The organism is Starkeya sp. ORNL1 (assembly GCF_012971745.1).
Classification (GTDB): domain Bacteria; phylum Pseudomonadota; class Alphaproteobacteria; order Rhizobiales; family Xanthobacteraceae; genus Ancylobacter.
The window spans coordinates 4,986,092-5,010,701 of sequence record NZ_CP048834.1 but is presented as its reverse complement, the minus strand read 5'-3'; the positions used below and the strand labels follow the sequence as shown (position 1 = coordinate 5,010,701).

At 66.5% G+C, this 24,610-nt stretch carries 23 protein-coding genes and 1 pseudogene; 12 read left to right on the top strand and 12 right to left on the bottom strand.

Translation table 11 applies throughout. From position 1 onward, the window contains the following. Position 1: 1 nt before the first annotated feature. From G3545_RS23665 to gspD, 10 genes are all read right to left on the bottom strand, one after another. Positions 2 to 565, bottom strand: coding sequence for a methylated-DNA--[protein]-cysteine S-methyltransferase (locus tag G3545_RS23665; RefSeq protein WP_170018251.1), 564 nt, complete (start codon positions 563 to 565; stop codon positions 2 to 4). 77 nt (positions 566 to 642) lie between these two features. Then, positions 643 to 1,011, bottom strand: a complete 369-nt coding sequence (locus G3545_RS23660) for a cytochrome C oxidase subunit IV family protein (protein ID WP_170016267.1) — start codon at positions 1,009 to 1,011, stop codon at positions 643 to 645. A 5-nt stretch (positions 1,012 to 1,016) separates the two neighbouring features. Beyond that, positions 1,017 to 1,739, bottom strand: a complete 723-nt coding sequence (locus G3545_RS23655; RefSeq protein ID WP_170016265.1) for a heme-copper oxidase subunit III family protein — start codon at positions 1,737 to 1,739, stop codon at positions 1,017 to 1,019. Between the two features lie 27 nt (positions 1,740 to 1,766). Next, the gene (locus G3545_RS23650; protein WP_170016263.1) at positions 1,767 to 2,468 is read right to left on the bottom strand and encodes a cytochrome c oxidase subunit 3; all 702 of its coding nucleotides are present in this window, start codon (positions 2,466 to 2,468) and stop codon (positions 1,767 to 1,769) included. Beyond that, positions 2,465 to 4,237, bottom strand: coding sequence for a cbb3-type cytochrome c oxidase subunit I (locus G3545_RS23645; RefSeq protein WP_170016261.1), 1,773 nt, complete (start codon positions 4,235 to 4,237; stop codon positions 2,465 to 2,467). Before G3545_RS23645 ends, G3545_RS23650 begins: the two co-directional genes overlap by 4 nt. 39 nt (positions 4,238 to 4,276) lie before the next feature. Then, the gene (locus G3545_RS23640) at positions 4,277 to 5,083 is read right to left on the bottom strand and encodes a cytochrome c oxidase subunit II (RefSeq protein ID WP_170016259.1); all 807 of its coding nucleotides are present in this window, start codon (positions 5,081 to 5,083) and stop codon (positions 4,277 to 4,279) included. A 53-nt stretch (positions 5,084 to 5,136) separates the two neighbouring features. Continuing rightward, positions 5,137 to 5,991 carry a DUF2189 domain-containing protein gene (locus G3545_RS23635; protein ID WP_170016256.1) on the bottom strand — a complete coding sequence of 285 codons (855 nt, stop codon included), beginning with the start codon at positions 5,989 to 5,991 and terminating at the stop codon, positions 5,137 to 5,139. Between the two features lie 340 nt (positions 5,992 to 6,331). Next, positions 6,332 to 6,850, bottom strand: a complete 519-nt coding sequence (locus G3545_RS23630) for a tetratricopeptide repeat protein (RefSeq protein ID WP_170016254.1) — start codon at positions 6,848 to 6,850, stop codon at positions 6,332 to 6,334. A gap of 1 nt (position 6,851) precedes the next feature. Next, positions 6,852 to 7,463 carry an A24 family peptidase gene (locus G3545_RS23625; RefSeq protein WP_246702546.1) on the bottom strand — a complete coding sequence of 204 codons (612 nt, stop codon included), beginning with the start codon at positions 7,461 to 7,463 and terminating at the stop codon, positions 6,852 to 6,854. After that, positions 7,463 to 9,700 carry a type II secretion system secretin GspD gene (gene gspD, locus G3545_RS23620; RefSeq protein ID WP_170016252.1) on the bottom strand — a complete coding sequence of 746 codons (2,238 nt, stop codon included), beginning with the start codon at positions 9,698 to 9,700 and terminating at the stop codon, positions 7,463 to 7,465. The genes G3545_RS23625 and gspD overlap by 1 nt, the downstream gene beginning before the upstream one ends. Before the next feature lie 470 nt (positions 9,701 to 10,170). Here gspD and G3545_RS23615 point away from each other — a divergent pair, with 470 nt between their 5' ends. The 12 genes and pseudogenes from G3545_RS23615 to G3545_RS23560 all read left to right on the top strand — a co-directional run bounded on the left by G3545_RS23615 (position 10,171) and on the right by G3545_RS23560 (position 19,619). Next, positions 10,171 to 11,856: a GspE/PulE family protein gene (locus tag G3545_RS23615; RefSeq protein ID WP_170016250.1), complete on the top strand. Its 1,686-nt coding sequence runs from the start codon at positions 10,171 to 10,173 to the stop codon at positions 11,854 to 11,856. A 6-nt stretch (positions 11,857 to 11,862) separates the two neighbouring features. Continuing rightward, on the top strand, positions 11,863 to 13,074 hold the full coding sequence (locus G3545_RS23610) for a type II secretion system F family protein (RefSeq protein ID WP_170016248.1): 1,212 nt from the start codon (positions 11,863 to 11,865) through the stop codon (positions 13,072 to 13,074). A gap of 22 nt (positions 13,075 to 13,096) precedes the next feature. Further along, positions 13,097 to 13,561 (top strand): type II secretion system major pseudopilin GspG, encoded by a 465-nt coding sequence (gspG, locus tag G3545_RS23605; protein WP_170018249.1) that lies wholly within the window; start codon positions 13,097 to 13,099, stop codon positions 13,559 to 13,561. Positions 13,562 to 13,574: 13 nt separating this feature from the next. Further along, positions 13,575 to 14,012, top strand: a pseudogene (locus G3545_RS23600) (prepilin-type N-terminal cleavage/methylation domain-containing protein); the annotation flags it as partial. After that, complete coding sequence (locus G3545_RS23595; RefSeq protein ID WP_170016244.1) at positions 13,990 to 14,391, top strand: prepilin-type N-terminal cleavage/methylation domain-containing protein; 402 nt, start codon at positions 13,990 to 13,992, stop codon at positions 14,389 to 14,391. The pseudogene G3545_RS23600 and the gene G3545_RS23595, both read left to right, overlap by 23 nt. Beyond that, the gene (locus G3545_RS23590) at positions 14,388 to 15,098 is read left to right on the top strand and encodes a prepilin-type N-terminal cleavage/methylation domain-containing protein (protein ID WP_170016242.1); all 711 of its coding nucleotides are present in this window, start codon (positions 14,388 to 14,390) and stop codon (positions 15,096 to 15,098) included. The genes G3545_RS23595 and G3545_RS23590 overlap by 4 nt, the downstream gene beginning before the upstream one ends. A gap of 143 nt (positions 15,099 to 15,241) precedes the next feature. Further along, positions 15,242 to 16,144 (top strand): type II secretion system protein GspK, encoded by a 903-nt coding sequence (locus G3545_RS23585; RefSeq protein WP_170016240.1) that lies wholly within the window; start codon positions 15,242 to 15,244, stop codon positions 16,142 to 16,144. Further along, positions 16,141 to 17,205, top strand: coding sequence for a PilN domain-containing protein (locus tag G3545_RS23580; protein WP_170016238.1), 1,065 nt, complete (start codon positions 16,141 to 16,143; stop codon positions 17,203 to 17,205). Before G3545_RS23585 ends, G3545_RS23580 begins: the two co-directional genes overlap by 4 nt. Further along, on the top strand, positions 17,202 to 17,765 hold the full coding sequence (gene gspM / locus G3545_RS23575; protein ID WP_170016236.1) for a type II secretion system protein GspM: 564 nt from the start codon (positions 17,202 to 17,204) through the stop codon (positions 17,763 to 17,765). Before G3545_RS23580 ends, gspM begins: the two co-directional genes overlap by 4 nt. Beyond that, positions 17,762 to 18,343, top strand: a complete 582-nt coding sequence (locus G3545_RS23570; RefSeq protein ID WP_170016234.1) for a general secretion pathway protein GspN — start codon at positions 17,762 to 17,764, stop codon at positions 18,341 to 18,343. The genes gspM and G3545_RS23570 overlap by 4 nt, the downstream gene beginning before the upstream one ends. A gap of 161 nt (positions 18,344 to 18,504) precedes the next feature. Next, positions 18,505 to 19,107, top strand: a complete 603-nt coding sequence (locus G3545_RS23565; RefSeq protein ID WP_246702545.1) for a TIGR02466 family protein — start codon at positions 18,505 to 18,507, stop codon at positions 19,105 to 19,107. Between the two features lie 26 nt (positions 19,108 to 19,133). Then, positions 19,134 to 19,619 (top strand): copper resistance protein CopC, encoded by a 486-nt coding sequence (locus tag G3545_RS23560; RefSeq protein WP_170016230.1) that lies wholly within the window; start codon positions 19,134 to 19,136, stop codon positions 19,617 to 19,619. Here G3545_RS23560 and G3545_RS23555 read toward each other — a convergent pair. After that, positions 19,525 to 22,131, bottom strand: a complete 2,607-nt coding sequence (locus G3545_RS23555; RefSeq protein WP_170016228.1) for a fused MFS/spermidine synthase — start codon at positions 22,129 to 22,131, stop codon at positions 19,525 to 19,527. The genes G3545_RS23560 and G3545_RS23555 overlap by 95 nt on opposite strands. 237 nt (positions 22,132 to 22,368) lie before the next feature. Continuing rightward, complete coding sequence (locus G3545_RS23550; protein ID WP_206151332.1) at positions 22,369 to 24,276, bottom strand: hypothetical protein; 1,908 nt, start codon at positions 24,274 to 24,276, stop codon at positions 22,369 to 22,371. Positions 24,277 to 24,610: the final 334 nt, after the last annotated feature.

Here is a 24,610-nt window from a genome sequence, read left to right as displayed (position 1 = left end):
TCTAGAACCCGAACGACTGTTGCTTCGGCGGCGGGGGCGCGACATTGACGCCTTCCAGTTCCAGCATGCGGACCTTGGCGGACGAGCCGCCCGGCGCGGAGAAGCCGCCGACCTTGCCGCCCGCCGCCAGCACCCGGTGGCAGGGGATGAGCAGCGCGACCGGATTCTTCGCCATGGCCTGGCCGACATCGCGCGCCGCCTCCGGCCCGGCGCCGAGTTGCTTCGCCAGCGTCCCGTAGGTCGTGGTGTGGCCCCAGCTGACCTGCCGCGCGGCGTCGTAGATCTGCTTGAAGAAGTCGTCCTGGTCGCTGAGATCGAGCGTGAAGCCGGAGAAGTCGATCTCCTCGCCCTCGAAATAGCGCTTCACCGCGGCGACGGCCTCGACGATCTCTTCTGGCGGCGTGCCGGGCGTGGCGTCCGGGATCCGGCGCAGCAGGTTGCGCTCGGTGGCCTCGGCGCTTCGCGTCGGCAGCTGGAAGCGGGTGATGCCAAGAACGTTCCAGGCGATGCCGCAGAAGCCGCCCGCGGTGTCGAAGATGAGATAGTGCTGCACTGACTGGCCCATCATACGGCCCTCACGTTTCGTATCCCCGTGAAGATCGTAGGCAGCGGCCGGAACTTCAACCCGATCTGCGCGGCCGCTCAAAGGCCCGGGTGGATGCGGGTCATCAGCGTGTAGTCCGACTCCAGCACCATGATGGCGACGAACACCAGCACGGCGCCGACGGGGAGCAGGATGGCGTAGACCAGCGCCAATCGCTCCCACGCCATGTGCATGAAGACGGCGACGATCAGGCCGGCCTTCAACACCATGAACAGCAGTATCAGCGAATAGCGCAGATGCCCCTGCAGGTGGAAATAGTCGACCAGGTAGGAGCAGGTGCTGAGCACGAACAGCCAGCCCCACACCACAAGATAGAGCCGGATCGGATGCTGGGTGCCTTCATGCGTTGTCGTCGCATGAGTTGTCGTCTCACCCGTCGTGCCTGCATGCGCGGCTGCATGTGTCATTTTGCTCACCACAGATAGAAGAATGCGAAGATGAACACCCAGACCAGATCGACGAAGTGCCAGTACAAGCCCATGATCTCGACGTATTCGTAATTTCCCCTTCGGCTGGTGAAGAAACCGCGCCGGCCGGTATCGTAATCGCCGCGCCAGACCTTCCTGGCGATGGCGATCAGGAAGATCACGCCGATGGTCACATGGGTGCCGTGGAAGCCGGTGATCATGAAGAAGCTGGAGCCGAACTGCGCGGCGCCCCATGGATTCTCCCACGGCCGGACGCCTTCGTGGATCAGCTTGCTCCATTCGAAGGCCTGCATGCCGACGAAGGTGGCGCCCAGCACCGCGGTCAACAGCATCAGCACCGCCGTCGTCCGGCGGTCGCGCCGGTAGCCGAAGTTCACCGCCATGGCCATGGTGCCGCTGCTGCTGATCAGCACGAAGGTCATGATGGCGATCAGCAGCAATGGAAACGTCGTGCCGCCGATCTCCAGCGAGAACACCTCGCTCGGGTTCGGCCAGGGCACCGTCGTCGACATGCGCGCCGTCATGTAGGAGATCAGGAAGCAGCTGAACACGAAGGTGTCGCTCAGGAGGAAGATCCACATCATGGCCTTCCCCCAGGAGACGTTCTTGAACGCCCGCTGGTCGGACGAGAGGTCCGCGGCGATGCTCGCGAGGCCGGACGATTGCCCGATCTCCTCAGCCTCGTTCCTCAGCGAGATTTCCGCCATCGATCACTCCTTCGGCTCAGGACATCTTCAGCTCAACACTTGGCGGCAGATTTCAAGGAAATCGCCGGCCCAGCCGGCAATCAGCGCGAACAGGATCAGCCAGACGACGAGCAGGAAGTGCCAATAGATGGCGCACAGCTCGAGGCCGAGCCGCACCTTGCCGACCTCACGGGTGCGCTGCGCACGCACGGTGACGCGTCCGAGCGCGATGAGGCCGCCCAGCACATGCAACCCGTGCAATCCGGTCATCAGATAGAAGAACGCATTCGCCGGGTTGGACGCGAGGTAGTAGCCGAGCGCATTCAGTTCTCGCCAGACCAGCAGTTGGCCGATGACGAAGGCGATGGTGAAGACCCCGGCGCCAAGCAGCCCGAAGCGGACGCCATCCATGTCCGCCTGCCGCGAGCGGGCTTTCGCCCATTCGAGCGCGGCGCTGGCGAAGATGAGCAGCGCGGTGTTGAACCACAGGAGCCGCGGCACCGGCAGCGGCCACCAGTCGGCCGCCTGCAGCCGCATCGAATAGGCGCTGATGGACAAGGCGAACAGCGCGCCGACGACGACAAGGAAGATGCCGAGCCCGATCTTCGCCGTCGGCAGCGGCGCATGTGAACGCGGCGCCTCGCCGATCAGGCCGATCTCCAGCCAGGGCTTGGACATCAGCCGCTGCGAGGACAGCCACCAGGCCGCGACGCCGCCGACGATGGCGAGGAAGGCGATGACGATGCTCATGGCATCCGGCCCGCCATCTCGCCGGCGAAGGGCGGCTGGTTCTGCGGGATGAAGTCCTCGGGCGCGCCGGGCACGTGGTAGTCATAGGCCCAGCGATAGACCAATGGCAGTTCCTTGCCCCAATTGCCGTGCGGCGGCGGGGTCTCGGGCGTCTGCCACTCCAGCGAGCAGGCGCGCCACGGATTGCCGCCGGCGTCCCGCCCGTGCCTGAGGCTCCAGATCAGATTGAACACGAAGGCGAATTGCGCCGCGCCGACCACCAGCGCCACGCAGGTGATGAAGATGTTCAGGTCGTGGGCCGACTGCGGATAGATGGCGGTCTCGCCCATCTCGTAATAGCGCCGCGGCACGCCCATCAGCCCGAGATAATGCATCGGGAAGAAGATCGCGTAGGCACCGAGGAAGGTGACCCAGAAATGGAACTGGCCGAGCGGCACGTTCAACAGCCGCCCGGTCACCTTCGGATACCAATGATAGACCGCTCCGAAGATCACCAGGATGGGCGCCACGCCCATGACCATGTGGAAATGGGCGACGACGAACATGGTGTCCGAGAGCGGCACGTCCACCACCACATTGCCGAGGAACAGCCCGGTCAGCCCGCCATTGACGAAGGTGACGATGAAGGCGAGCGCGAACAGCATCGGCACGGTGAGGTGGATGTCGCCGCGCCACAGCGTCAGCACCCAATTATAGACCTTGATCGCGGTGGGTATGGCGATGATGAGGGTGGTGGTGGCGAAGAAGAACCCGAAATAGGGGTTCATGCCGCTGACATACATGTGGTGCGCCCACACCACGAAGCTGAGCGCGCCGATCGCCACGATCGCCCACACCATCATCCGGTAGCCGAAGATGTTGCGCCGCGCATGGACGCTGATGAGGTCCGAGACGATGCCGAAGGCGGGCAGCGCGACGATGTAGACCTCCGGGTGGCCGAAGAACCAGAACAGATGCTGGAACAGGATGGGGCTGCCCCCGCCATAAGGCAGCCGGGTGCCCTGCTCGAGGATGGCCGGCATGAAGAAGCTGGTGCCTAGCAGCCGGTCGAACAGCATCATCACCGCGCCGACGAACAAGGCCGGGAAGGCGAGCAGCGCCATCACGCTGGCGGTGAAGATGCCCCACACGGTGAGCGGCATGCGCATCAGCGTCATGCCGCGGGCGCGCGCCTGCAGCACCGTCACGACGTAATTCAGGCCGCCCATGGTGAAGCCGATGATGAAGATCATCAGCGAGGCCAGCATGAGCACGATGCCCCAGGCGAGGCCGGGCGTGCCGGCAGTGATGGCCTGCGGCGGGTAAAGCGTCCAGCCGGCGCCCGTCGGCCCGCCCGGCACCAGGAAGCTGGAAAACAGTACCACCACCGCCAGCAGATAGAGCCAGAAGCTCAGCATGTTGGCATAGGGGAAAACCATGTCCCGCGCGCCGACCATCAAGGGGATGAGGTAGTTGCCAAAGCCGCCGAGGAACAGCGCGGTGAGCACATAGACCACCATCATCATGCCGTGCATGGTGATGAGCTGGTAATAGGCATCGGCGTCGATGAAGGAGAGCAGGCCGGGAAACGCCAGCTGCAGCCGCATCAGCCAGGACAGCGCCAGTGCGAACATGCCGATCGACAGCGCGGTGATCGAATACTGCACGGCGATGATCTTGGCGTCCTGGCTGAAGACGTAGTGCGTCCACCAGCTCGTCGGATGATAGAGCTCGACATCTTCAACTTCGGCCGGCGGCACGGCACCCGCGCCAAGCGGAACATCGACCATCGGCAAGACCTCCCCGTCTTCTCTCTTTGCTCGTCTTTTCTATTTCTTCGTTTCGTTTTGCTGCGCCATCACCCGGGTCTGCTGGCCTTCCAGCCACGCCTGATAGGCGACGGCCTCCTCGACCACGACCGATCCGCGCATATAGGGATGCCCGGTGCCGCAGAGTTCGGCGCAGAGGATGTCGAACGTGCCGGTGCGGGTCGGGGTGAGCCAGAAATAGGTGCTCGAGCCGGGTATTATGTCCATCTTGGCCCGGAACTCCGGCACGTAGAAATCGTGCAGCACATCGGTCGAGCGCATCAGCACCTTCACCGGCTTGCCCACCGGCAGATGCAACTCGGCGCCCTGGACGACGACATCGTCCCGGCCATTGGGATCGTTCTTGTTCAGCCCGAGCGGATTGTCGTCGGCGATGCTGTCAATGTCGGTAGCGCCGAGCTTGCCGTCCTTGCCGGGCAGCCGAAAGCTCCACTGCCATTGCTGACCGACGATCTCGACCGTCGTCGCATCGGAGGGAACAGTGATGAAGTGGTTCCAGACGAACAGGCCGGGCGCCAGCATCGCCGCCACCCCGATGCCGGTGACCACGGTCAGCCAGCCTTCGAGCTTGCGGTTCTCCGGCTCGAAGATGGCCTTGCGTCCCTCCCGATGGCGGAAGCGCAGCACGCAGTAGGCCATGAACAACAGGACCGCGACGAAGACGACCCCGGTGATCCAGAAGGTGATGATGATGGTGTCGTCGATATATTGCCAATTGGAGGCGATCGGCGTCCACCACCACGGACTTACGAAATGAAACAAGACCGAGCCGACGGCGAGCAGAACCAGCATCAGGACGACATGCATTGCACTTAATCCTTACCCTCGGTCCTGCTCGCGGTCCTTGTCGAGTTCCAATTCTAGGCGATGACCTTGCGATAGAGATGCCAGGTGGCATGGCCGAGCACCGGCATGACCACCACCAGGCCGACAAGCAGTGGAATGGCCCCCAGCACCAGCCCGCCAGCGACGATGAGGCCCCAGGCGAGCATCGGAACAGGATTGACCATGAAGGCGCGGACCGAGGTACGTACCGCGAGCGACACCCCGACGCGGTGATCGAGCAGCAGCGGGAAGGAAACCACGCTGATTGCCAGCACCAGCACGGCGAACAGGAAGCCGGCCCCGCATCCCAGCACGATCAGCGTCCAGCCGGCCTCGGTGGTGAAGACTTCCCGGGCGAACGACGCGTAGGACACGGGCAGTTCCGCGCCGAACGTCATGCGGTAGATCAACATCGCGGTGAGCAGCCAGACCAGGAAAATGCCGACCAGCAGCAAACCGAGCTCGATGATGGCTGCGAGCGAGGGCGAGCTGAGCACGCCGAAGGCGTCGGTCCATGTCGCCGATTCGCCCCGCTCCCGCCGTCGGCTCATCTCATAAAGCCCGGCCGCGGCAAACGGACCGATGAGCGCGAAGCCGGAGATCAGCGGAAACAGCAAGGGCAGCAGACCATTGCCCATAGTCGCGCTGGCGATCACAAGGCCGGCCAGTGGATAGATCAGGCAGATGAAGATCACGTCGGTCCGGTAGGCGCCGAAGTCATCGAACCCCTTGACCACGGCGTCGCGAAGATCGGCAATGGTGATCCTCCGGACCACCGGAACCAGGACTTCTTGCGCAGGGTGATGAAAAGCGTGCTCCGCGGATCGTACAGCACCGAATGTCTGCTTGATCGCGTCCACGCCCCATTCGACAGGATTTCTGACCGTCATTGACACTCCCCCCCGAACGAGTGCTCGAGAAGTCATCGTCGCGAGGATGACGCGTCCGAGAAATAGTAATCACGGACGTGCCGCGACCTGTAGGAAAGATAGTATACGCCTAGTGACACCCCGTGTCAGCTTGCTTCTTGACCGCCAACTGAAACGAAATAGGTAAACCCTACTTATCGAGCAGTGCAGCACTGCGCGCACGTTCGTTGGTGCTTATAGGAATCGTTGGAATACAAGACTGCGGAGGCCTGCTCTTGCGTCAGCGGCGGGCCTGGCGAAAGGCGCCGACCGGATCGGCGACGGGTCGATTCGGGGTGTTTACGCGCTGGCGAAGCGGGACCTAGCGCACCGGCAACTTTGGGGCAGGTACCCACTGCGTCGCCAGCTGCTGCGCCAGGGCGATCTGCGCGATGCTCATCTTGGTGGCGACGGCGTCGCGCACTCGCATGTACACATCGCGATCGCGGCGCTCGGCCCGCGCGGCGGCAAGGATCAGCCATTTGTGCGCCAGCACGACGTCCTCGGGAACGCCGCGGCCCTTGTCGTAGAGGAGGCCCAGCAGATACTGCGCCATCGGATCGCCCTGCTCGGCACCGCAAACGTACCACATCCCTGCGCGTACAAAGTCCTGCGGCACGCCGTGACCATATTCATAGAGGAAACCGAGCAGGCCCTGGGCGCGGGCATTGCCGGCCTCCGCCATCGGCGTCAGGCGCGCCGCGGCGGCGGCATAGTCGCCGCGCGCATAGAGCGCGAAGGGGTCGGCCGACGACCTTGCCTGCGCTGGACCGCCAAACCCGAACGCCACTGCCAGGGCGATGGCGGCGAGCTTCAATCGGCTCCGCTCCACGCGTCTCATGTCAGCCCCCCACCATGAGCCAACGCCCGAGAGCCCAGCCGAGCCATATTGCCGGTGCGAAGAACAGGCCGAACGGCAGCCGCCCGGTCGATCGGACCGCGCGTCCCACCGCCAGCTGCCGCAGGCCATAGGCGGCAAGCGCGGCGCCGGCGGCGATGTCGATGGCGATGGGGATCATCGTCCAGTCGAGCCAGACCCCGGCCATGGCGGCGAGCTTGACGTCGCCAAGCCCCAGTCCGTCCCGCCCACGCAGCCGGCGATAGCAGGAGCGGATCGCGAGGAACGCCAATGCGACAATCCCGCCCCGCAGCGCCGCGAGCATGAGCCCGTCGGTGACGGACGGTTCCGTCAACCCCGCATAAGCGAGGCCGAGAACGATACCCGCCGCGTTCAGCTCGTCGGGGATGATGAAGCTGCGTCCATCGATGACGGCAATCGCGGTCACCACCAGCAGCAGGTCGGCCGCCAGCACGCCGCTGGGTCCGCTCTCGATCGCGAGGCTCGCGACCACGCCCGCCGCGGCGATCACCGCGACCGCCGCCATGGCGCGGCTCTCATGCCGGGCGAGCGTGACGATCGTCCTGAACGGGGTGGCGCGCATGCTCATGGCCATCAGTTGAACCGCGGCGGCACCGGGCCGCCGGGGGGCGAGCCGATCGCGCCGCGCAGCTTGGCGCGCAATTCCTCGGAAGCGGCATGCGCATCGAAGCTGTCGCGGATGATTTGCGGCCGGATGAAGATGATGAGCTCGGTCCGTCGGACCGTATGGTTGGTGTGGGCGAACAGGTCGCCCACACCGGGAAGCTGGTCGAGGATGGGGATGCCGGTGCGCACGCCGTTATGACGCTCGCTGATCAGGCCGGCGAGCAGCACGGTCTGCCCGCTCATCACCGCGATCGTGCTCTTCACCTTGCGTTGCGATACAGTCGGCGTCAGCGTGCTGCTGCTGTTGCTGCTGCCATTGCCGCCACCACCGCCGCTGCTGCTGCCGCCCGTCGCTTCGGTGCTGACATTGCTGATCTCCTGCTCGATATCGAGCCGGACCTGGCCGTTGACGTTCACCCGCGGCACCACGCGCAGGATGATTCCGGTATTCTTGTATTCGATGGTGTTGACGACGGTGTTGTTGCCGGTCAGCACCGTGGCGCTGCCGGTCGAGACCGGCACCTCGTCGCCAACCTGCAGTGTCGCCGGCTGGTTGTCCACCACGACCAGCGACGGATTCGACAGCACCTTAACGTCGGTGACGGCGTGCAGCGCATCGAGAATGAACTTCGGCTGGCCCTCCGGGCCGACCAGCAGGTTGAAGCCGGGCAGGACCTGGTTGATGGCGGCGTCGGCGATGGCGCTCGACAGCGTGTTCACGATCGAACCATTGTTCTTGCCGAGGCCGAGGTCCTGGCTGGTGAGATAGAATTGCACGCCGTAATTGAGGGTGTCGTTGAGCGTGACCTCCGCCACCGTCGCCTCGATGGCGACCTGGAGCTGCTGCCGATCGAGCTGCACCAGCGTGCGCTCGATGATGCGGTAGTGCTCCTGGCTGGCATAGATGAGCAGCGTGTTGTTCACGGTGTCCGCGGTGATCCGCACGCTCGGCAGCAGCGCCCCCGCCGAGCCCTGCGGGCCGGCCGGAGGCGGCGCATCCATGTCCGAGGCGGCGGATTTGGCACCCAGGCCTCCCGAGGCCGATCCGGTCGAGGAGACGCCGAGCCGCTGCGCCGTGCTGAGCCCCCCGCCCGAGGGGCCGTTGTCGGAGCCGGAATCGCCGCTTGAGCTGACGGACACGCCGGAGCCGGGCGCGATCTGGCTGGCGGTCTGGTCGAGCCCGGTCGACGAGCCTCCCATGAACAGTTCGTTGAGAACCTTTGCCAGCTGCTTCGCATCGCCGTAGCGCACATTATAGACGCGCACCCCGGTCGTCGTGTCGGCGCGGTCAAGGCGGCTGATCCAGGTGGCCGCGGTACGCAGCAGCTCCGGCTTGCGGGTCACCACGAGGATAGCGTTCAGCCGACTAACGACCTGGAACTTGACGAGGTTGTGGCTCAGCCCGCCTTCGCCCGCATCCATCACATTCTCGAGCTCGGCGACCAACGGCTCCGGCGCGCTGTTGCGGACCGGATAGACGCCGACCGACTGGCCCCGCATCCAGTCGGCATCGAATTTGAGCACAGTGTCGATGGCGGCCCGTCGCTCGGCCCCGCTGCCCTGGATCAGCAGGATATTGCGTCCGGGATCGGCGCGCACCGCGCCGGTCTTGGTGGCGAAGCTGTCGAGCAGCGGCATCAGCGTCTGCGCCGACACGTAGCGCAGCGGCACCACCGAGAGACCGTAGCCGGGCTCGGCACGCGCCACGCCGACATCCGCATTGCCGGAACCGACCGCCTCGGCAATCGGCACGAGACGATAGCCGACGGCATCGCGGATCATCGCCACATTGCTGGTCCGCAAGGCGCTCTCCAGCACATAGAGCATGTCCGACTTCGGCACCGGGCGCGCCGAAGCGAGGCTGATCGTGCCCTCCACGCGCGGATCGATGGTGTAGCCGACGCCCATGATGTCGCCGAGCACCACCTTTGCGACGGTGGTCAGCGGTGCATTCTCGAAATTCAGATCGTAGCCTTCGCTGCCACCGCTGGCGCTCGCCTGGCCCGCAGCGACGGTTCCGGTGCGATCGCCGACCGCGGGGGCGCCGGGGGCGTAATATTCGGCCGCCTGTCGATTATCGGGGATAGCCGCCGGCGCGGCGACCGGCGCCGGCTGCCGCGGCAGGAGATCGATGGCCTTGACCTGGTCGATGACGTCGGGCGGACGCTTGTCGTCCGGAAACATGCTGCACGCACTCAGGCTCATGGCGACCAGGATCGCGCCCGCAAAGTACTGTCCGGACAAGATCCGAACGAGCCTGGCCTTTCTTTCCACACACGCCACCCGATGTTTCGATTTTCAAATCGACTGCCGCTCCAGGCAGGTCGCCACCGGCAGACACGCGCCGGAAAATCTTAGTTATCGATCGCATATGACAGAAATATTGGGCTGAGCCGGCGCGAGTAATCACGGGCTCTTCTCAACTTCCCGGCTGTATCAGTAACGTCATGCGCTGTAGCACCAGCGTCATGTAACCGCCGCATAAGCTTCACGGGGCGAGGCGAATATGCCGCTCGCTGTCCTGCGGTGTCGTGCATGGCAAAGCCGTGCTCACCGGCGGTCGCGACGGTCGCTCCGACACCGAACAGATCTTCTCGCTCGGCCGAGCCGCATGGCCCGGGCTACGAAATGTGTGGATGGCGCGCGAACCAATGGACGACGACGGGGACGCGACGATGACAGCCGACAGTACCGGCGACTTCGTGAGCTACCTGGCGCAGGGCAATCATGGCGGCCAGGGGCTCGTCCCATCGCTTCCCCCGAGCGTGCCCGCCGGCCCGAACGCGCTACGCAAGATCTGGGAATCGACCGATCTCGCGGCGGGCGATTTTGCCGATGCGGTGGCGCGCTTCTATCGACTGACGCGGATCGGCCTCCCGCAGCTGATGGCGGCGCCGTCGCTGGTAAAGCGCTTCTCGCCGCGCTTCCTGCGCGAGATGATGGTGTTGCCCTATCGCGCCGCCGACGGCACGGCGTGCCTCGCGGTCGGCGACCCCACCGATACGGCGGGCCTGCGCGCCGCCGAGATCGTGCTCGGCACTCCAGTGGTGCTGATGGTGGCTTCGTTCGAGGATATAGCGACGGCGCTGACCGAGCGCCTCGGCGGCGACGATGCGCCGCCCACCGAGACCGCGGACCCCGCCTCCGAGCGCGCCCATGACGACGTCGACAGCCTGCGCGATCTCGCCAGCGGCGCGCCGGTGGTGCGCGCCGTCAATGATCTCATGGAGAAGGCGATCGAGCTGCGCGCCAGCGACATCCATATCGGGCCGTTCCGCAACGGGCTCGAGGTGCGCATGCGCGTCGACGGCCTGCTGCGCCCGGTTTCGGCGCCGGCCGGCGTGCTGCCGCAGGCTGTGATTTCGCGCATCAAGATCCTTGCCGGCCTCAACATCGCCGAACGCCGCCTGCCGCAGGACGGCGCCGCGCGGCTGCGGCTCGGCCGCTCCGAACTCGATGTCCGCGTCGCCATCATGCCGACGCAGCACGGCGAAGCGGCGGTGATCCGACTGCTGCCCAGGGACCGCGGCCTGCTGTCGATCGAAAAGCTCGGCCTCGGCGCCCGCGATCGCGCCACCCTCACCCATTTGCTGAGCTTGCCGCACGGCATGATCATCGTCACCGGGCCGACCGGCAGCGGCAAGACCACGACGCTGGCGACGATGCTGTCGATCCTCAACGAGCCGACGCGCAAGATCCTCACCATCGAGGATCCGGTCGAGTACGAGATCCGCGGTATCTACCAGTCGCAGGTCAAGCCGGCGATCGGCCTCACCTTCGCGGCGGCGCTGCGCGCCTTCGTGCGCCAGGATCCGGATGTCATCATGGTCGGCGAGGTACGCGACCCCGAGACCGCGCACATCGCGGTGCACGCCTCCCTCACCGGCCATCTGGTGCTGACGACGCTGCACACAGAGACGGCGGCCGCCTCGGTGCCGCGTCTGCTCGATCTCGGCGTCGAAGGCTTCCTGCTGAAGTCGACGCTGCGCGCCGTGATCGCCCAGCGCCTGGTGCGCCAACTGTGCGACCGCTGCAAGAGGACGCGCACGCTCACCTGCGACGACATCGACGCCGAGCCCCGCTATGCCGCGCTGGGCTTTGCCGCGGGCGAGACCGTGCATGAGCCCGGCGGCTGCGAGCGCTGCGGCGGCGCCGGCTATCGCGGGCGCATCGGCGTCTTCGAGATACTGACGCTCTCTGACGAGATCCGCGAACTGATCGACCGCCATGCCGGGGCGACCGCCCTCGACAAGGCGGCGGTCGCGGCCGGCATGACCACCATGCTCGATGACGGCATCGCCAAGTGCCGGGCCGGCATGACCTCGGCCGCGGAAGTCCTTCGCGTCACCACCGTGCGCTGATTTCCGATGGCGAATTTCAACTACCGGGCGCTGACGCAGAATGGCGAGCTTGTAAGCGGATCGATCGCCGCCTCCAGCGCGGCGGAGGTGGCACGGCGCATCGAATTCCTCGGTCTGGTGCCGGTCGAGACCGTGCTGGCCGGCGACGCCTCGGCCATGACGCGCCTCAGTCTGTCGTTCTCCCGGCCGCGTCCGGCCGACGTTACCATCTTCACCCGCGACCTCGCCTTGCTGCTCAGGGCCGGCGCCCGCCTCGACGACGGTCTGGAGCTCCTCGCCGACGACGCCGATCTCGGACGGCTGCGGCCGGTGGTCGGCAAGATCCGCGCGGACGTGATGGCGGGTGAAAGCTTCGCCGACGCAATCGCCGTCCATCCGAAGCTGTTTCCCGCCGTCTATGTCGCGCTGGTTCGGGTCGGCGAAGCGTCGGGCACGCTCGATCGCACGCTCGAACTCCTCGCCGGCGAGCGGGCCCGTGCCGAGGAGCTGCGGCGCACGCTGCTCGAGGCATTGCAATATCCCGCTTTCGTGCTGGTGGCGGCCGGCGGCGTCCTCGTCTTCTTCCTGTTGTTCGTGCTGCCGCAATTCTCCAACGTGCTGCGCGACATGGGCGCCAAGCTCGATCCCGGCGTGGAGGCGCTGCTCGATCTGTCCGACCTCATGCAGGCGCACATGATGGAAGTCGCTGTGGCCGCCGCGCTGCTGCCACTCGCGGCATGGCTGGTGCTGCGCCGGCCCGGCGCCCGCGCCACGGTGGTCGCCGGCCTGGCGCGCCTTCCCATTGTGCGGACCATCCTCACCTTCCAGCGCGCCGCCGTGTTCTGCCGCAATCTCGGCATCCTGCTCGGCAATGGCGTAACGCTGACGTCGGCGCTGCGCATCATCGTCGACGTCATGGCGGTGGGCGACGACGCCGTGGCATGGACCGCGGCAGCCGATCGCGTGCGCCATGGCGGCAGGCTCTCGGAAGCCTTCGCGGCGAGCGACATCCTGCCCCCCATGGCGATCCGCATGCTGCGCCTCGGCGAGGAGACCGGGCAGCTCGCCATGCTGTCGGGGCGCGTCGCCGATTTCTACGAGGCCAAGCTGCAGCGCTCGCTCGCGCGGGTGGTCGCCATCATCGGCCCGCTCGCCATCGTGACGATCAGCGTCGTGGTGGGCGGCCTGATCGTCTCGGTCATGACCGCGCTGCTGTCGGTCAGCCAAAGCATTGGATAGAACAGTGAACAGAGGTCTTGTGATGGGTGCTGCCACGTTGAGGCCACCGCGCCGGCGCCGCCGGGAGCATTGCGAAAGCGAAGCCGGCTATACTCTTGTGGAACTGCTGGTGGTGATCACCATCATCGGGCTGATCGTCGCTCTGGTCGGACCACGGGTGCTGAATTATCTTGGCGAGTCCAAGGTCAAGACCGCCCGAATCCAGATCCAGGGTTTCTCCAGCGCGCTCGACCTGTTCTATCTCGACACCGGCCGCTATCCGATGAGCTCGGAAGGGCTCGGCGCGCTGGTGCAGCGCACCGCCGGCGCCGCCAACTGGAACGGCCCGTATCTCAAGGGCGGCACGGTTCCCGCCGATCCCTGGGGCAAGCCCTACACCTACCGCTCGCCAAGCGACCACGGTCCCTATGACATCATCTCTCTCGGTTCGGACGGGCAGGAAGGCGGCACCGGAACGGCCGCCGACATCACGAGCTGGTCGCGGTGACGACCCCGAGGCCGGCTTCAGCCTGCTCGAGGTGGTCTGCGTGATCGCCATCGTCGCCGCCCTCGCGGCGCTCGCGCTGCCGCGGCTGCCGCTCGGCACCTCGCGCCCGCGGCTGCAGGCCTACGCGGTGGAGGCGGCTTCGCTCATGAAGGCGGACCGCACCGCTGCGATGCGGCGGCGGGCGCCGGTCGACACGCAGGTGAACGCGACGTCACGCTCGATCCGGTCCGGTGCCAACGGGCGTGTCGTGCGGCTGCCGGCCGACGTGCGGTTGCGGGCGACGCTGCCGCAGCGCTGCAACAACCAGCCGGCGCTCTCCAGCATCCGCTTCTTCCCGTCCGGCATGTCGTGCGGCGGTGCTGTCATGCTTATGCGCGGCGGCGCCGGCTTCGAGGTGCGGGTGAACTGGCTGACCGGAGGGGTCGAGATTGTCCCGCGCAACGGCTCGTGAGCGGCGGCGCTCGCGCGCCGGCTTCACCATCATCGAGGTGTTGGTCGCGCTCGCCGTGATGGCCACGTCGCTTGCCGCGATCGGGGCAGTTGCGGCGTCGAGCGCGCGCGGCTCGCGTGCCCTCGACCAGCGGGTGGCGCTGCTGCAGACCGCGCGCGCCGTGGAGACGGGAATCCCGAAACGGCGGGATCTCGCCTTCGGTGAGACCGAGGGCGAGATCGCCGGCCATCGCTGGCAGATGGTGGTGCGCCCGCTCGCCGTCGACGGCGTACCCGACTCGCCCTGGGTGCCGAAGGATATCGTGATCCGGGTTCGTGCCCCGTCCGGCGCGACCATCGAGCTGGAGACCGTCCGTCTCACCCGGAGTGCCGCGGAGTGAGCCCGGCAGCACGCCCCGACCGCGCGGCCCTCGCCGGCTTCACACTGGTCGAGGCGCTGGTGGCGATGGCGCTGATGGGCCTCGTCCTCACCGGGCTCGCCATGGTGACCTCGCAATGGCTGCCGAACTGGCAGCGCGGGCTGGCCCGGGTGCAGAACAGCGAACTCGTCGCCCTCGCGATCGACCGTATCGTCGCCGATCTCGCCAGCGCCGAGTTCGTGCCGCCGAACCGCGCGACCAAGAAGCCGCTGTTCGCGGGATCGGAGGCATCGGTGACCTTCGTGCGTACCGCGCTCGGCCCGAATGCCGCGCCCGGCCTCGAAATCGTCCAACTGGGGCAGGCGCGCGAGCTCAAGGGACCGGCGCTGGCGCGCAGCACCGCACTGTTTGCGCCGCGCGCGCCTGATGCGGGAGCGCCGCGCTTCGGCGAGCCGATCGTGCTCTTGAGCCCGCCCTATCGCGCCTCCTTCTCCTATGCCGGACGCGACGGCGTCTGGCGCGCCGACTGGATCGACGCCGACGAGTTGCCGCGAGCGGTTCGCCTGGTGATCCGCGACACTGTGAGCGGCCGGGCGCTCGGCGCTTCCACCGCGACGGTGATCCACACCGAACTGCCGGTGGAGTGCGTCACTGAAGAGACCCGACGCGGCTGCGGCGCCAACAAGGGGGCGCCCAGCGATGCGGCGGACGGGAAAGGTTCGCAATGACGGCACGTGGCTCTTCCTGGAATAACCACGTCATCCTGAGGCGCGAGCGCCAGCGAGCCTCGAAGGATGCTGAAGCAGGGCGACGGCCATGGATGACGAGCATCCTTCGAGGCTCGGGCGACGCCCGAGCACCTCAGGATGACGTGGCTCTGATAGCGCGGTCGGCTTCTAATACAGACGGCTTCATCCTGGTCGCGGTGCTGTGGATCCTCGCCGCGCTCGCCACGCTGGTCTCGGTCTATGCCGTCTATGTCTCCAACACCGCCATGGCCGCCGTCGCACGGAATGACGATCTCGTCGCCCAGGGCCTGGTCACTGCGGCGGTCGAGCTCGCCGCATACCGCGTTGTCTCCGCGCCGAAGGACAAGCGCCCGACCCACGGCGAGGTCGCGTTCCGCATGGCGAAGGCACGCATCGTCGCCGTGTTCCAGAGCGAGACGGCGCGCATCGATCTCAATGCCGCCTCGCAGGAATTGCTGGCCGGCCTGTTCACCACGCTCGGGGCGAAGGCGGAGGATGCCGAGCAGTATGCGGCGCGGATCATCACCTGGCGGACGCCTGCGTCCGCCGGCGCACCGGACGCTTCAGCCTATCCGGAAGCGGGCCTCGACTATGAGCCGCGCGGCGCGCCGTTCGTGCATGTCGACGAGCTCTGGCTGGTGGCGGGCCTGCCGCCCGCGCTGATTGAGCAGGCATTGCCCCATCTCACCGTGTTCAGCGGGGAAGCCGCGGTCCATGCGGTGGACGCCGATCCGGTGGTGCTCGACTCGCTGCCCGGCGTGGCGGAGCGCCCGACCGAGACGCTCTCCGCAGACGGATCGACCGGCGACGTACGCGCGGTGGCACGGCCCGGCACCACGCTGGAAGGCGGCGATGCGGTGCGGGTGACGGTGCGCATCGACTTCGACAATGGCGGGGTCCACGGCGCCGAGGCGGTGATTTTGGTGCGCGACTTCGGCGACGATCCCTACCGGGTGCTGTCGTGGCGCAACGACATCGAGCTGCGCGCACCCGAGCCGCGCGCGAGAGCGGAGGCGGGGCGATGAGCCTGAGCCGGATCATCGACGGCTTCTCGGCCTGGCTCGATCTGGTGGCGGCGACGATCGTCGCCGCGCTGGCGCGGCTGCACAAAGTCCGATCCGTGCAACTGATCGAAGGGGACGGCGGGGCCTTCTCGCTCCGCTCGATGGGTGCCGGCGCGGCACCCGCTCACCCGCCATTTCGGCTTGACGCAACAGCCGCGGAACTGCTCGGCGCTGTGGCCGCCGAGCTGCACGGCCGCGACGTCGAACTGGTGCTGCAACCCACGCATTTCCTGTTTCGCCCGCTCGAACTGCCGAAGCGCGCCGCCGAGTTTCTCGACGGTATCGTCCGCACCCAGATCGACCGTCTGACCCCCTGGAGTGCGAATGAGGCGGTGTTCGGCTGGACGCCTCCGGCGGGGATGGATGACGACCGCATCACCCTGACCGTCGCGGCAACGGCGCGCGCCCGCATCGAGCCGCACATGCAGGCGCTCAAGGCGCTCGGCGCGAAATCGATCGTCGTGTCCACCCGCGCGGCGGGTGGAGGGGCGGAAGCCCTGCCGATCAAGGTGCTCGAACACGCCGCCTCCGGCATGCTCGGCGTTGCCCGTGTCCGACAATTGGTGCTCGCTTTATTGGTGGGCGTATCGGTGGTCGCGACCCTCGCCACGGTGGCATCCCAGATTTTCGGTGGCGACCTCGACGCACAGCTGGAGGAGCTGAACCGCGGCATTGCTACGCAGCGGCTCGTCCTCGCCCGCGCAGACCAGGGCGGCGAAACATCGGCACTACGCGCGTTAGAGCGGCGCAAGCACGCCAGCGCGGCGACCGTGCTGGTGCTGGAGACGCTGTCCAAGGTACTGCCCGACCACACTTTTGTGACCGAGATGCACATCGAGGGCGACAAGCTGCAGGTGGTCGGCATCTCGCCCGAAGCGCCGACGCTGATCCGGCTTCTGGAGCAGTCTTCGCACTTCACGCAGGCGACGTTCTTCGCACCGACCACGCGCATTCCGCAGGAGCCCGGCGATCGCTTCCACATCGAGGCACGGATCAGGATTCCGGTGGAGGTGAACCCATGAGCCCCATCCGATCGCTCGGTGGCCGATACGACTGGCGCGCCGCGGCCGCCGTGCTCCTCTATGCCGGGCTGGTAGTGACCATCGTCCTTGCGGCCGGCGGTACGGTCACGGATCTGCTGGCACAGCGCGCCGCCGTCGCGGAAGCGAGCGAGATTCTCGACCGGCTGCAAGGCCGCCGGGCAACGCCCACCGATACCGGCGTGCCGGCAAATGTGCCGACGGGATCGCCGTTCCTCGAAGGACCGACCGTGACCGTTGCCGGCGCCGCCTTGATGCAGCGCGTTTCCAGCGCCGTGGCGCGGGCGGACGGCCGCATCATGTCGTCCCGGGTGGAATTGCAGGACACCCAGTTCGGCGCCGGCTTCCTCGGCGTGACGGCCAGCCTGGAGATCGCGCAGCCGGAGCTGCAGACATTGCTCTACGATCTGGAGGCGGGCATGCCGTTCCTGTTCGTCGACCAGCTCGTCGCCCAGAGTTCGACGGCGGCGTCCACCGATTCGCAGGACGGGCGCCTGCAGGTGCTGCTGACCGTGTACGGCCAATGGCAAGGTGCGCGATGAGAGCGCTCGCGACGGTAGTGATCGGGCTGGTCCTGTGCGGATGGGCGGCTGAGGCACCGGCCGCCGGGAATCCTGTGGAGCAGCGCGGCAATCCGCTGTGGGCCATTCCGATCGAGACGCTGGCTGCCACGCGCGAGCGGCCGATCTTCTCGCCATCGCGGCGTCCGCCGCCATCGACCGAGGTCGCGGCCTTGCCGCCGCCACCCCCGCCGCCCGCCGCGCCGAGCGACCCGGTGCTGCCGCCGCTCACGCTGATCGGCACCATCGTCAATGTGAGCGGCGGGTACGGCATCTTCCTCGACCAGGCGACCAATACCGTGATGCGATTGAAGACCGGCGAGGATCACGACGGCTGGATCCTGCGCACGGTCAGCATGCGTGACGCCATGCTGCAGAAGGACCGCAGCACTGCCGTGCTGACGCTGCCCGGACATGAATCCGAGCCAGCGCCACGCCTGCCCGATGCATCGGCGCCGTCCCCCGGCGTGCGGGCGGCGAGCGTACCGAACTCCGGCACACCGCCGGCCGGATCGAAGCGCCCTCCCGAGCCGAAGCTCGAACCCTATCCGGACCACTAGATCCGGCGGCGGCGCTCGCGCCTGCGGTCATGCGGCGGTCATGGACGATAGGGAAAGTGCGCGGCGCGGGTCGCGGCGCCCGGCCCTCCGGCCGAGGCCGGATGCGGCACGCTCCCTCCTCCTTGAATCGGGCAGGCGCCATTGTGAGTCAGGTTATCGGATTGTTCCCGACACCCGTGGTGCGGGTGGAGAGATTGCTGAGCAGCGAGCTGATCGCCTCCATCACCAGCGAAATCCAGAATTCGCAGAAGCACACCAACGCCTTCTCCGACCGGCTGTCGCACACGCCGGTTACCAGTGTCGATGCCAACGAAATCTATGCGCAACTCGGCGAGATCGTGATGCCGAGCGTGGTGCAATTCGGCGAAGTGCTGTTCGGCGAGACGCTGCGCTGGCAGATCAAGGAGATCTGGATGAACGTGCTGGAGCCCGGCGGGCGCCAGTCCATTCACACCCACGCCAACAGCTTCATTTCCGGCGTGCTCTATCTGACGCAGCCGCACCCATCCGCGAACCTCGTGTTCCACAAGAGCCTCGGCGGCACCAACTTCATCTTCAGCAACCATCACCAGGGCGCGCGCATCAACGCCTACAACGGCAGCAAATGGATGATGCCGGAGATCACGCCCGGCGATCTCGTGATGTTCCCGAGCTATCTGCTGCACGAGGTGCCGACCAATCAGGGCGAACAGCGCATCTCCATCGCCTTCAACGCGATTCCCGAGCGGCTCGACAATTTCGGCTACGCCATCCGGTTCGCCTGATCGATCACGGACTCAAGGAGACGATGATGCACTCACGATCGATGGTCGCGGCGCTGGCGCTGCTCGGCTTGACCACGTTGGCCGGCACGCAGGCGCAGGCCCAGTGCGCCTTCGACCAGTCGTCGCCGAATGCGGGCGACGTGCTGCGCGATCCGCAGCCGACGGTGACGCTCCAGTTCATGCTCGAACTGGACCTGCAGCAGGTCCGGATCATCGACGAGAACATGACGGAATGGCCGATCGATTGGGTCCGCACCGCGGGTGAAGTCCGCAGCGCCGAGTTTCGTGCCACCAAGGCGCTGCCGCCCGGCAAGTATCTGATCGAGTGGAACGGCTATCTCCGCCGGCACTATCACCCGGACGGCGGGTCGATCCCGTTCACGATTGCCAGCGCCGACGCGACAGACGCAGCGCCGGCTAGCCCGGCGGCAGGCTCGCCAACAGGCGCCGCGCCTCGGGCCGCCCAGGGTTCGCCCTATCGAGCGTTTCTAGGAGCCCGCGCGCCGCAATAGGGTCGCGGGCCGCGAGCTGCCGCGCCATGGCCAGCACCGGAAGATAGGCGGCGTCGAAGTCCGGGCTGATGCGGACCAGTTCCACGAGCTGGGGGGCGATATTGGCGATCACGCTGCGTGGCCCGGCCATTGCGAGGGTGCGCACGCCGATCTCCAGATAGCGGTCGCGGGCCTTCCAATACGCCGCGAGCCGGCGGTTTGTATCTTCGTCGCTCACGACCTCGCCGGGGCGCGGGTGCAAGGCACCGAGCAGCGCGACCAGCCGATCGCCCGGTGTGTCGGCCATGGCGTAGGCGACGCGCGGCGCCTCGGCCGTGACCAATGGCTGGTCGTCGGTGTTCAGGCGGCCCGGCCCGGCGAAAGCGCGTAGCTCGTCGGTGCCGGCGAGATAGAGCCCGAACAGCGACAGCTCGTCCTTGAGATCGAGCGCTGCCAGCCGCGTGGCGAGGCCGTGATCGGTGACGCGGCGCTGCAGCCAGTCGGCCGGATAGGTCTTCGGTGCCCGCCGCCCGATCAGTGCGATCAGCGGGGTCTCGACGCTGAACTGCGCCAGATAGGCACTGGAATCCGGGAACACGTCGAGGAAGGTGCGGACGATGACGCGCAGCGTCGCGATGTCGAGCTGGTGGAGCGGCAGCCACTGGCAGAACACCCCGTCCTGCGCCAACCGATCCCGGATCGCGGCAAAGTGCTCGCGGGCATAGAGCGCGCCGGAGCCGTCGACGGAAGGGTGGTAGAGGTCGGCGACGATCACGTCATAGCGCTCGCCGGGGGCACGGACGAAACGGCGTGCATCGGCGACGTGGATGTTGATATCCGGATTGCGACCGAGCTGCGGGGCCGAGCCTGCGAATAGCGGAAACGATTCGACGACCTCGGGCACCAGTTCGACGCCATCGGTCACCAGCCCGGGATGGTCGCCCGCCGCCGACAGCGTAGCGCCGGTGCCGAGCCCGAGGAACAGCGCCCGCTTCGGGTCCGGGTGAAGCAGCAGCGGGATGTGCGCCTGGCGATGGTCGGAGCGCTCCGACGCGCTGCCACCCATGCGGAAGTGGTTGTTGACCTGGAGATGCTGGTCCCCGGCGCGATTGCGCACCACGCTCACCGCCGCCATGACACCGTCGCGATGCCACACCAGCGCGCCGCCGGGCGGTATCTGCACGAAGCGCAGCGACAATGGGGATAGCAGCAGTGCCAGCGCTGCGAGCGATATCAGCGCGCTGGCAACGACAGCCGGCCGGCGCAGATTCGGCAGTGCCAGCACATAGGCGACGGCGATCAGGATGAAGCCGAGCTTGGCGCCGACCAGCGGGACGAGCACCGGCCCGAACAGGATAGGCGCCAGCGCGGCGCCGAACGTGTTGACCGCGAGCGCCGCCCCGACGCCGCCGATGCGATCACTCGCGGCCTGCGCCAGCTGGGTGAACAGCGCGCCCATGGCGACGGTGGGCGGCAGGAAGGCAAGCGCCGCGATGCCGAGCTCGGCACCGAGCCGTCCCGTCATGGTCGGCGGCAGCATATTGCGCAGGGTATCGAGAATGACGTCCGACATCGCCAGCACGACTGCACCGGCGATGCAGGCCAGCGAGGTCACCGCGACGAGCGTACTGGTCAGTGCATCGGCGTTGCGGATCCGGGCAAACCGGTTGTGGATCGCCGCGCCGAGCGCGGTGCCGAGCAGATAGGTCGCGAGCAGGATCGCGAATGTGTAGATCGTGTTCTCGAGGATCTGGCTGACCACCCGGATGGTCAGCACCTCATAGCCGATGCCGAGCAGCCCGGTGACGAACAAGGGGGCAAGCACGACCGCGCGCGAATCGCTAGCCAGCTTATTTCTAGCCACAGGCTCGTCGCGCATCCCCCCACCGCAGCGCCACATGGCAGCAGCGCAGATGAAATTGAGGGCGGCGCACAGCGCCAGCGTCGCCGAGAGGCCGAGGGTCGGAATGACCAGGAAGGTGGTGGCGAGCGTGCCGGCGACGGCCCCGGCGGTGTTCGCCGCATAGACGCGCCCGACCACGCCGCCGAGCGCGAACCGCCGGGCCAGCACCGCCTCAAGCGCCGGCAGCGTCGCGCCCATCGCCAGCGTCGCCGGCAGCAGCAGCGCGAAGGGCAATGCGAAAGCGATCAGCCATTGCCGCGCCGGCGCTGCATCGATCGGCATCAGCGCGGGAACGAGATCGCCGACCAGCGGGTGCAGCGGGATCAAGGCCAGCGCCCACAGCCCGATCGCAAGCTCGAGCCCGGCGTACCACAGGGCCGGGCGTGGATTGCCGGCGATGCGCCTTCCCGGCATCAGGCTGCCGAGCGCGATGCCGGCGAACAGCGCCGAGATGACGCCGAGCACCGCCACGATCTCGTGCCCGAGCGAGATCGCGAGCATCCGGCTCCAGACGATCTCGTAGCCGAGCCCGGCGAAACCGGAGAGGCCTGCAATCGCGGTGATGGCGAGGATACGGTGTGGCGCGGCCGCGGCTGGCAAAGCGGTCGGGACGGCGCTGATTTCGGACATGTACGAACCCGGCAGAACGTGCAGCGAAATTAGGACGTGCAGAAAAAACGAACCGGGGGCCATCCTTGGCCCCCGGTCGCACCATCAGTGTTGCTTGCCTGCGCTAGAGCCCTATCCGCTCGGATGGAATCATCCGAGCGACAAGATAGTGCTCTAGATTCAATACGCTGGAGCATGTTCTGATCGCAAAAGTCTTCCAACTTCTTGCGGAGCATGCTCTAGGCGCAGGCGATCCGCTCACTTCAGCGACACCGCCATGGCGGCATTGGTCTCGACCAGAAGCTTCGGCTGGTCGGCGACGCGGATGAAGATCGGGTTGGTGTAGAACCACAGGTCCGCCCACGCGGCGACGTCGTAGCTCGACAACTTCTGACCGTTACGCTCGGCCATGTGCGACGGGCAAGCGGCGTCCGTGCAGAGTACGAACGGACCCTGAGCGCTGTTCTCCGGATCCCAGTCGTTGAGCGGGTTGCCCTGCCCGTCGGTCTCGTTCGGCGTGCTGGGCGGCAGATTGCTGCCGCGGGTCCGGACGTACATGTTGTTCTGCACGTTCTGGATATTGACGACCATCGTGCGCTTCTGCCCGCTCACCGTCCAGCTGTTCTGGTTGAACGAGCCGATGATCTGCGCCGTCGGGTTGGTGCCGTTGGTATAGTTGCCGTTGTTCGGCGAGACGACGCCGGTGACGTTGCCGCGGATGAAGTCGACATTGCGCAGCTTCGGCCGGTTGAGCGGCTCCTGGATGGTGAGCTGGGCCAGCGACGGGTTGTTGAAGCTGTAGGGCGAGTGGTTGGTACCGGTCGGCAGGGTGACCTCGAGGGTGAGGCGCACCGAACGGCCGCGCGGAACCACCAGGGTCTGGCCCATCTTGGCGGTGCCGGCCGCGGCGTAGCCGATGACCTCGGCCTTGTAGGACAGCTCGCTGGTGATCAGGTCGCCCATGACCGAATAGGAATTGCCGGAGCGGACGCCGTCGACGACGAGTTCGGGGCGCAGCGTGGTGCCGCCGGCCGGACGCGGAATGTACAGCTTCTGGTATTCGCCCGGATAGAAGTCGTTGGTCGAGCCGGTCTCATAGATGCTGAACTCGCCGCGATTGTGCCAATCCGAGCTCGCATAGAAGAACCAGTTCCGGCCTTCGCCGAGCAGCGCGTCCCACACGCCGCCGATCTTGGCGCCGTAGACGCCGGTGCCGCCATAGGTCGTCACGCCGACCGAGGGGCAGGTGTCGCCGCAAAAATTGAACCGGTACTCGCCGCGATTATTGCTGGCCTGGTGGCCGGGCTGGGTCTCGAAACCGACCGCAACGGTGGGACCGGCATTGTTGAAGTCGCGGAAGTGCTCGACGTTGAAGCCGTTATTGCCGTTCGGATTGAACACGCCGGCACGCTCGACGTGCGCCGGAACATAATAGCTCTCGAGCGGGTAATTCTTCTGCAGCCACTTGACGCTGGGAACCGCCTTGTTGGCGTGGTTGGTCGTGCCCGAGCCGGTGCCGGAAGCATTCGCGACCTTGCCTTCCCAATTGTGGGTCGGCGCGCCCTTGCTGGTGTCGGTGTCGCTGCGGTCGAAGCGGTATTCGAATTCCGCAACGCCACTGGCGTCGCCGATGTCGCCCCCGAAATTCTGCGGCTTCTGGTTGCCGATCACCGCCATGCTGGTGTGCTCATGGCCGGGGACGTTGGTCTCGATGCCGGCATAGAGCATCGGCTTGTTGAGCTGCTTGGCGAGGCGCGCCACTTCCGGATAGATGATGTCCTCGGCCGCCTGCCAGCGCCACATCGCGCGGTGGCCCTGCGAGGTCGCGAGATCGCCCTTGATCGGCGTCGCGGGGGCAACATCCCAGAACTTGCCGGTGCCGGAGTTGGAGCCGTCGCCTTCGGGGTCGTCGATGCGGCAGTCGCGCGGGCTGCTGCCGCCGTGATCGGCAGCGCCGAGCCACTCGAGGCCATAGCTCTGGACCGCCTTCTTGACCATCGTCTCGATGGACGACCGGCCGTCCGAGCACGGCGTGTGGTTATGGAAATCGCCTGCCATATAGCTGTCGGCAACCGACGGCGTCGACGGCAGGACCACCGCCCCCGTCGCCACTGCCAGGACCGATGCACCCGCTATCAACTGCTGCGACAGCGCTCCGCTCTTCATTCTGTAGCCCCTTTGATGGTGGACATTCCGTTGGAGGAGCACTTCCGTAACGGTGTTCTGTGACTGGCGCCTCAACCGCCAATGAAAGTTTGATGACAGTTACGTAATAGATTAGCCGGCACTTAGGTAATATTTCGAAGTATCCAGATAAATTATCCACCGCAGCGCGTATAAATTGTACTCTGCCAGCAGTGCGAGAGACCTTGTACCTGTGCCGATGAATCCCGGCACACTGTCATGATCGCGACACCTCCGCTCCATTAGTCAGACGCTACGGCAGTCGGCAAAGGGAAGTCCGGCAACGTTCTTTTCCAATCGGGCAGGGAAATCGGAA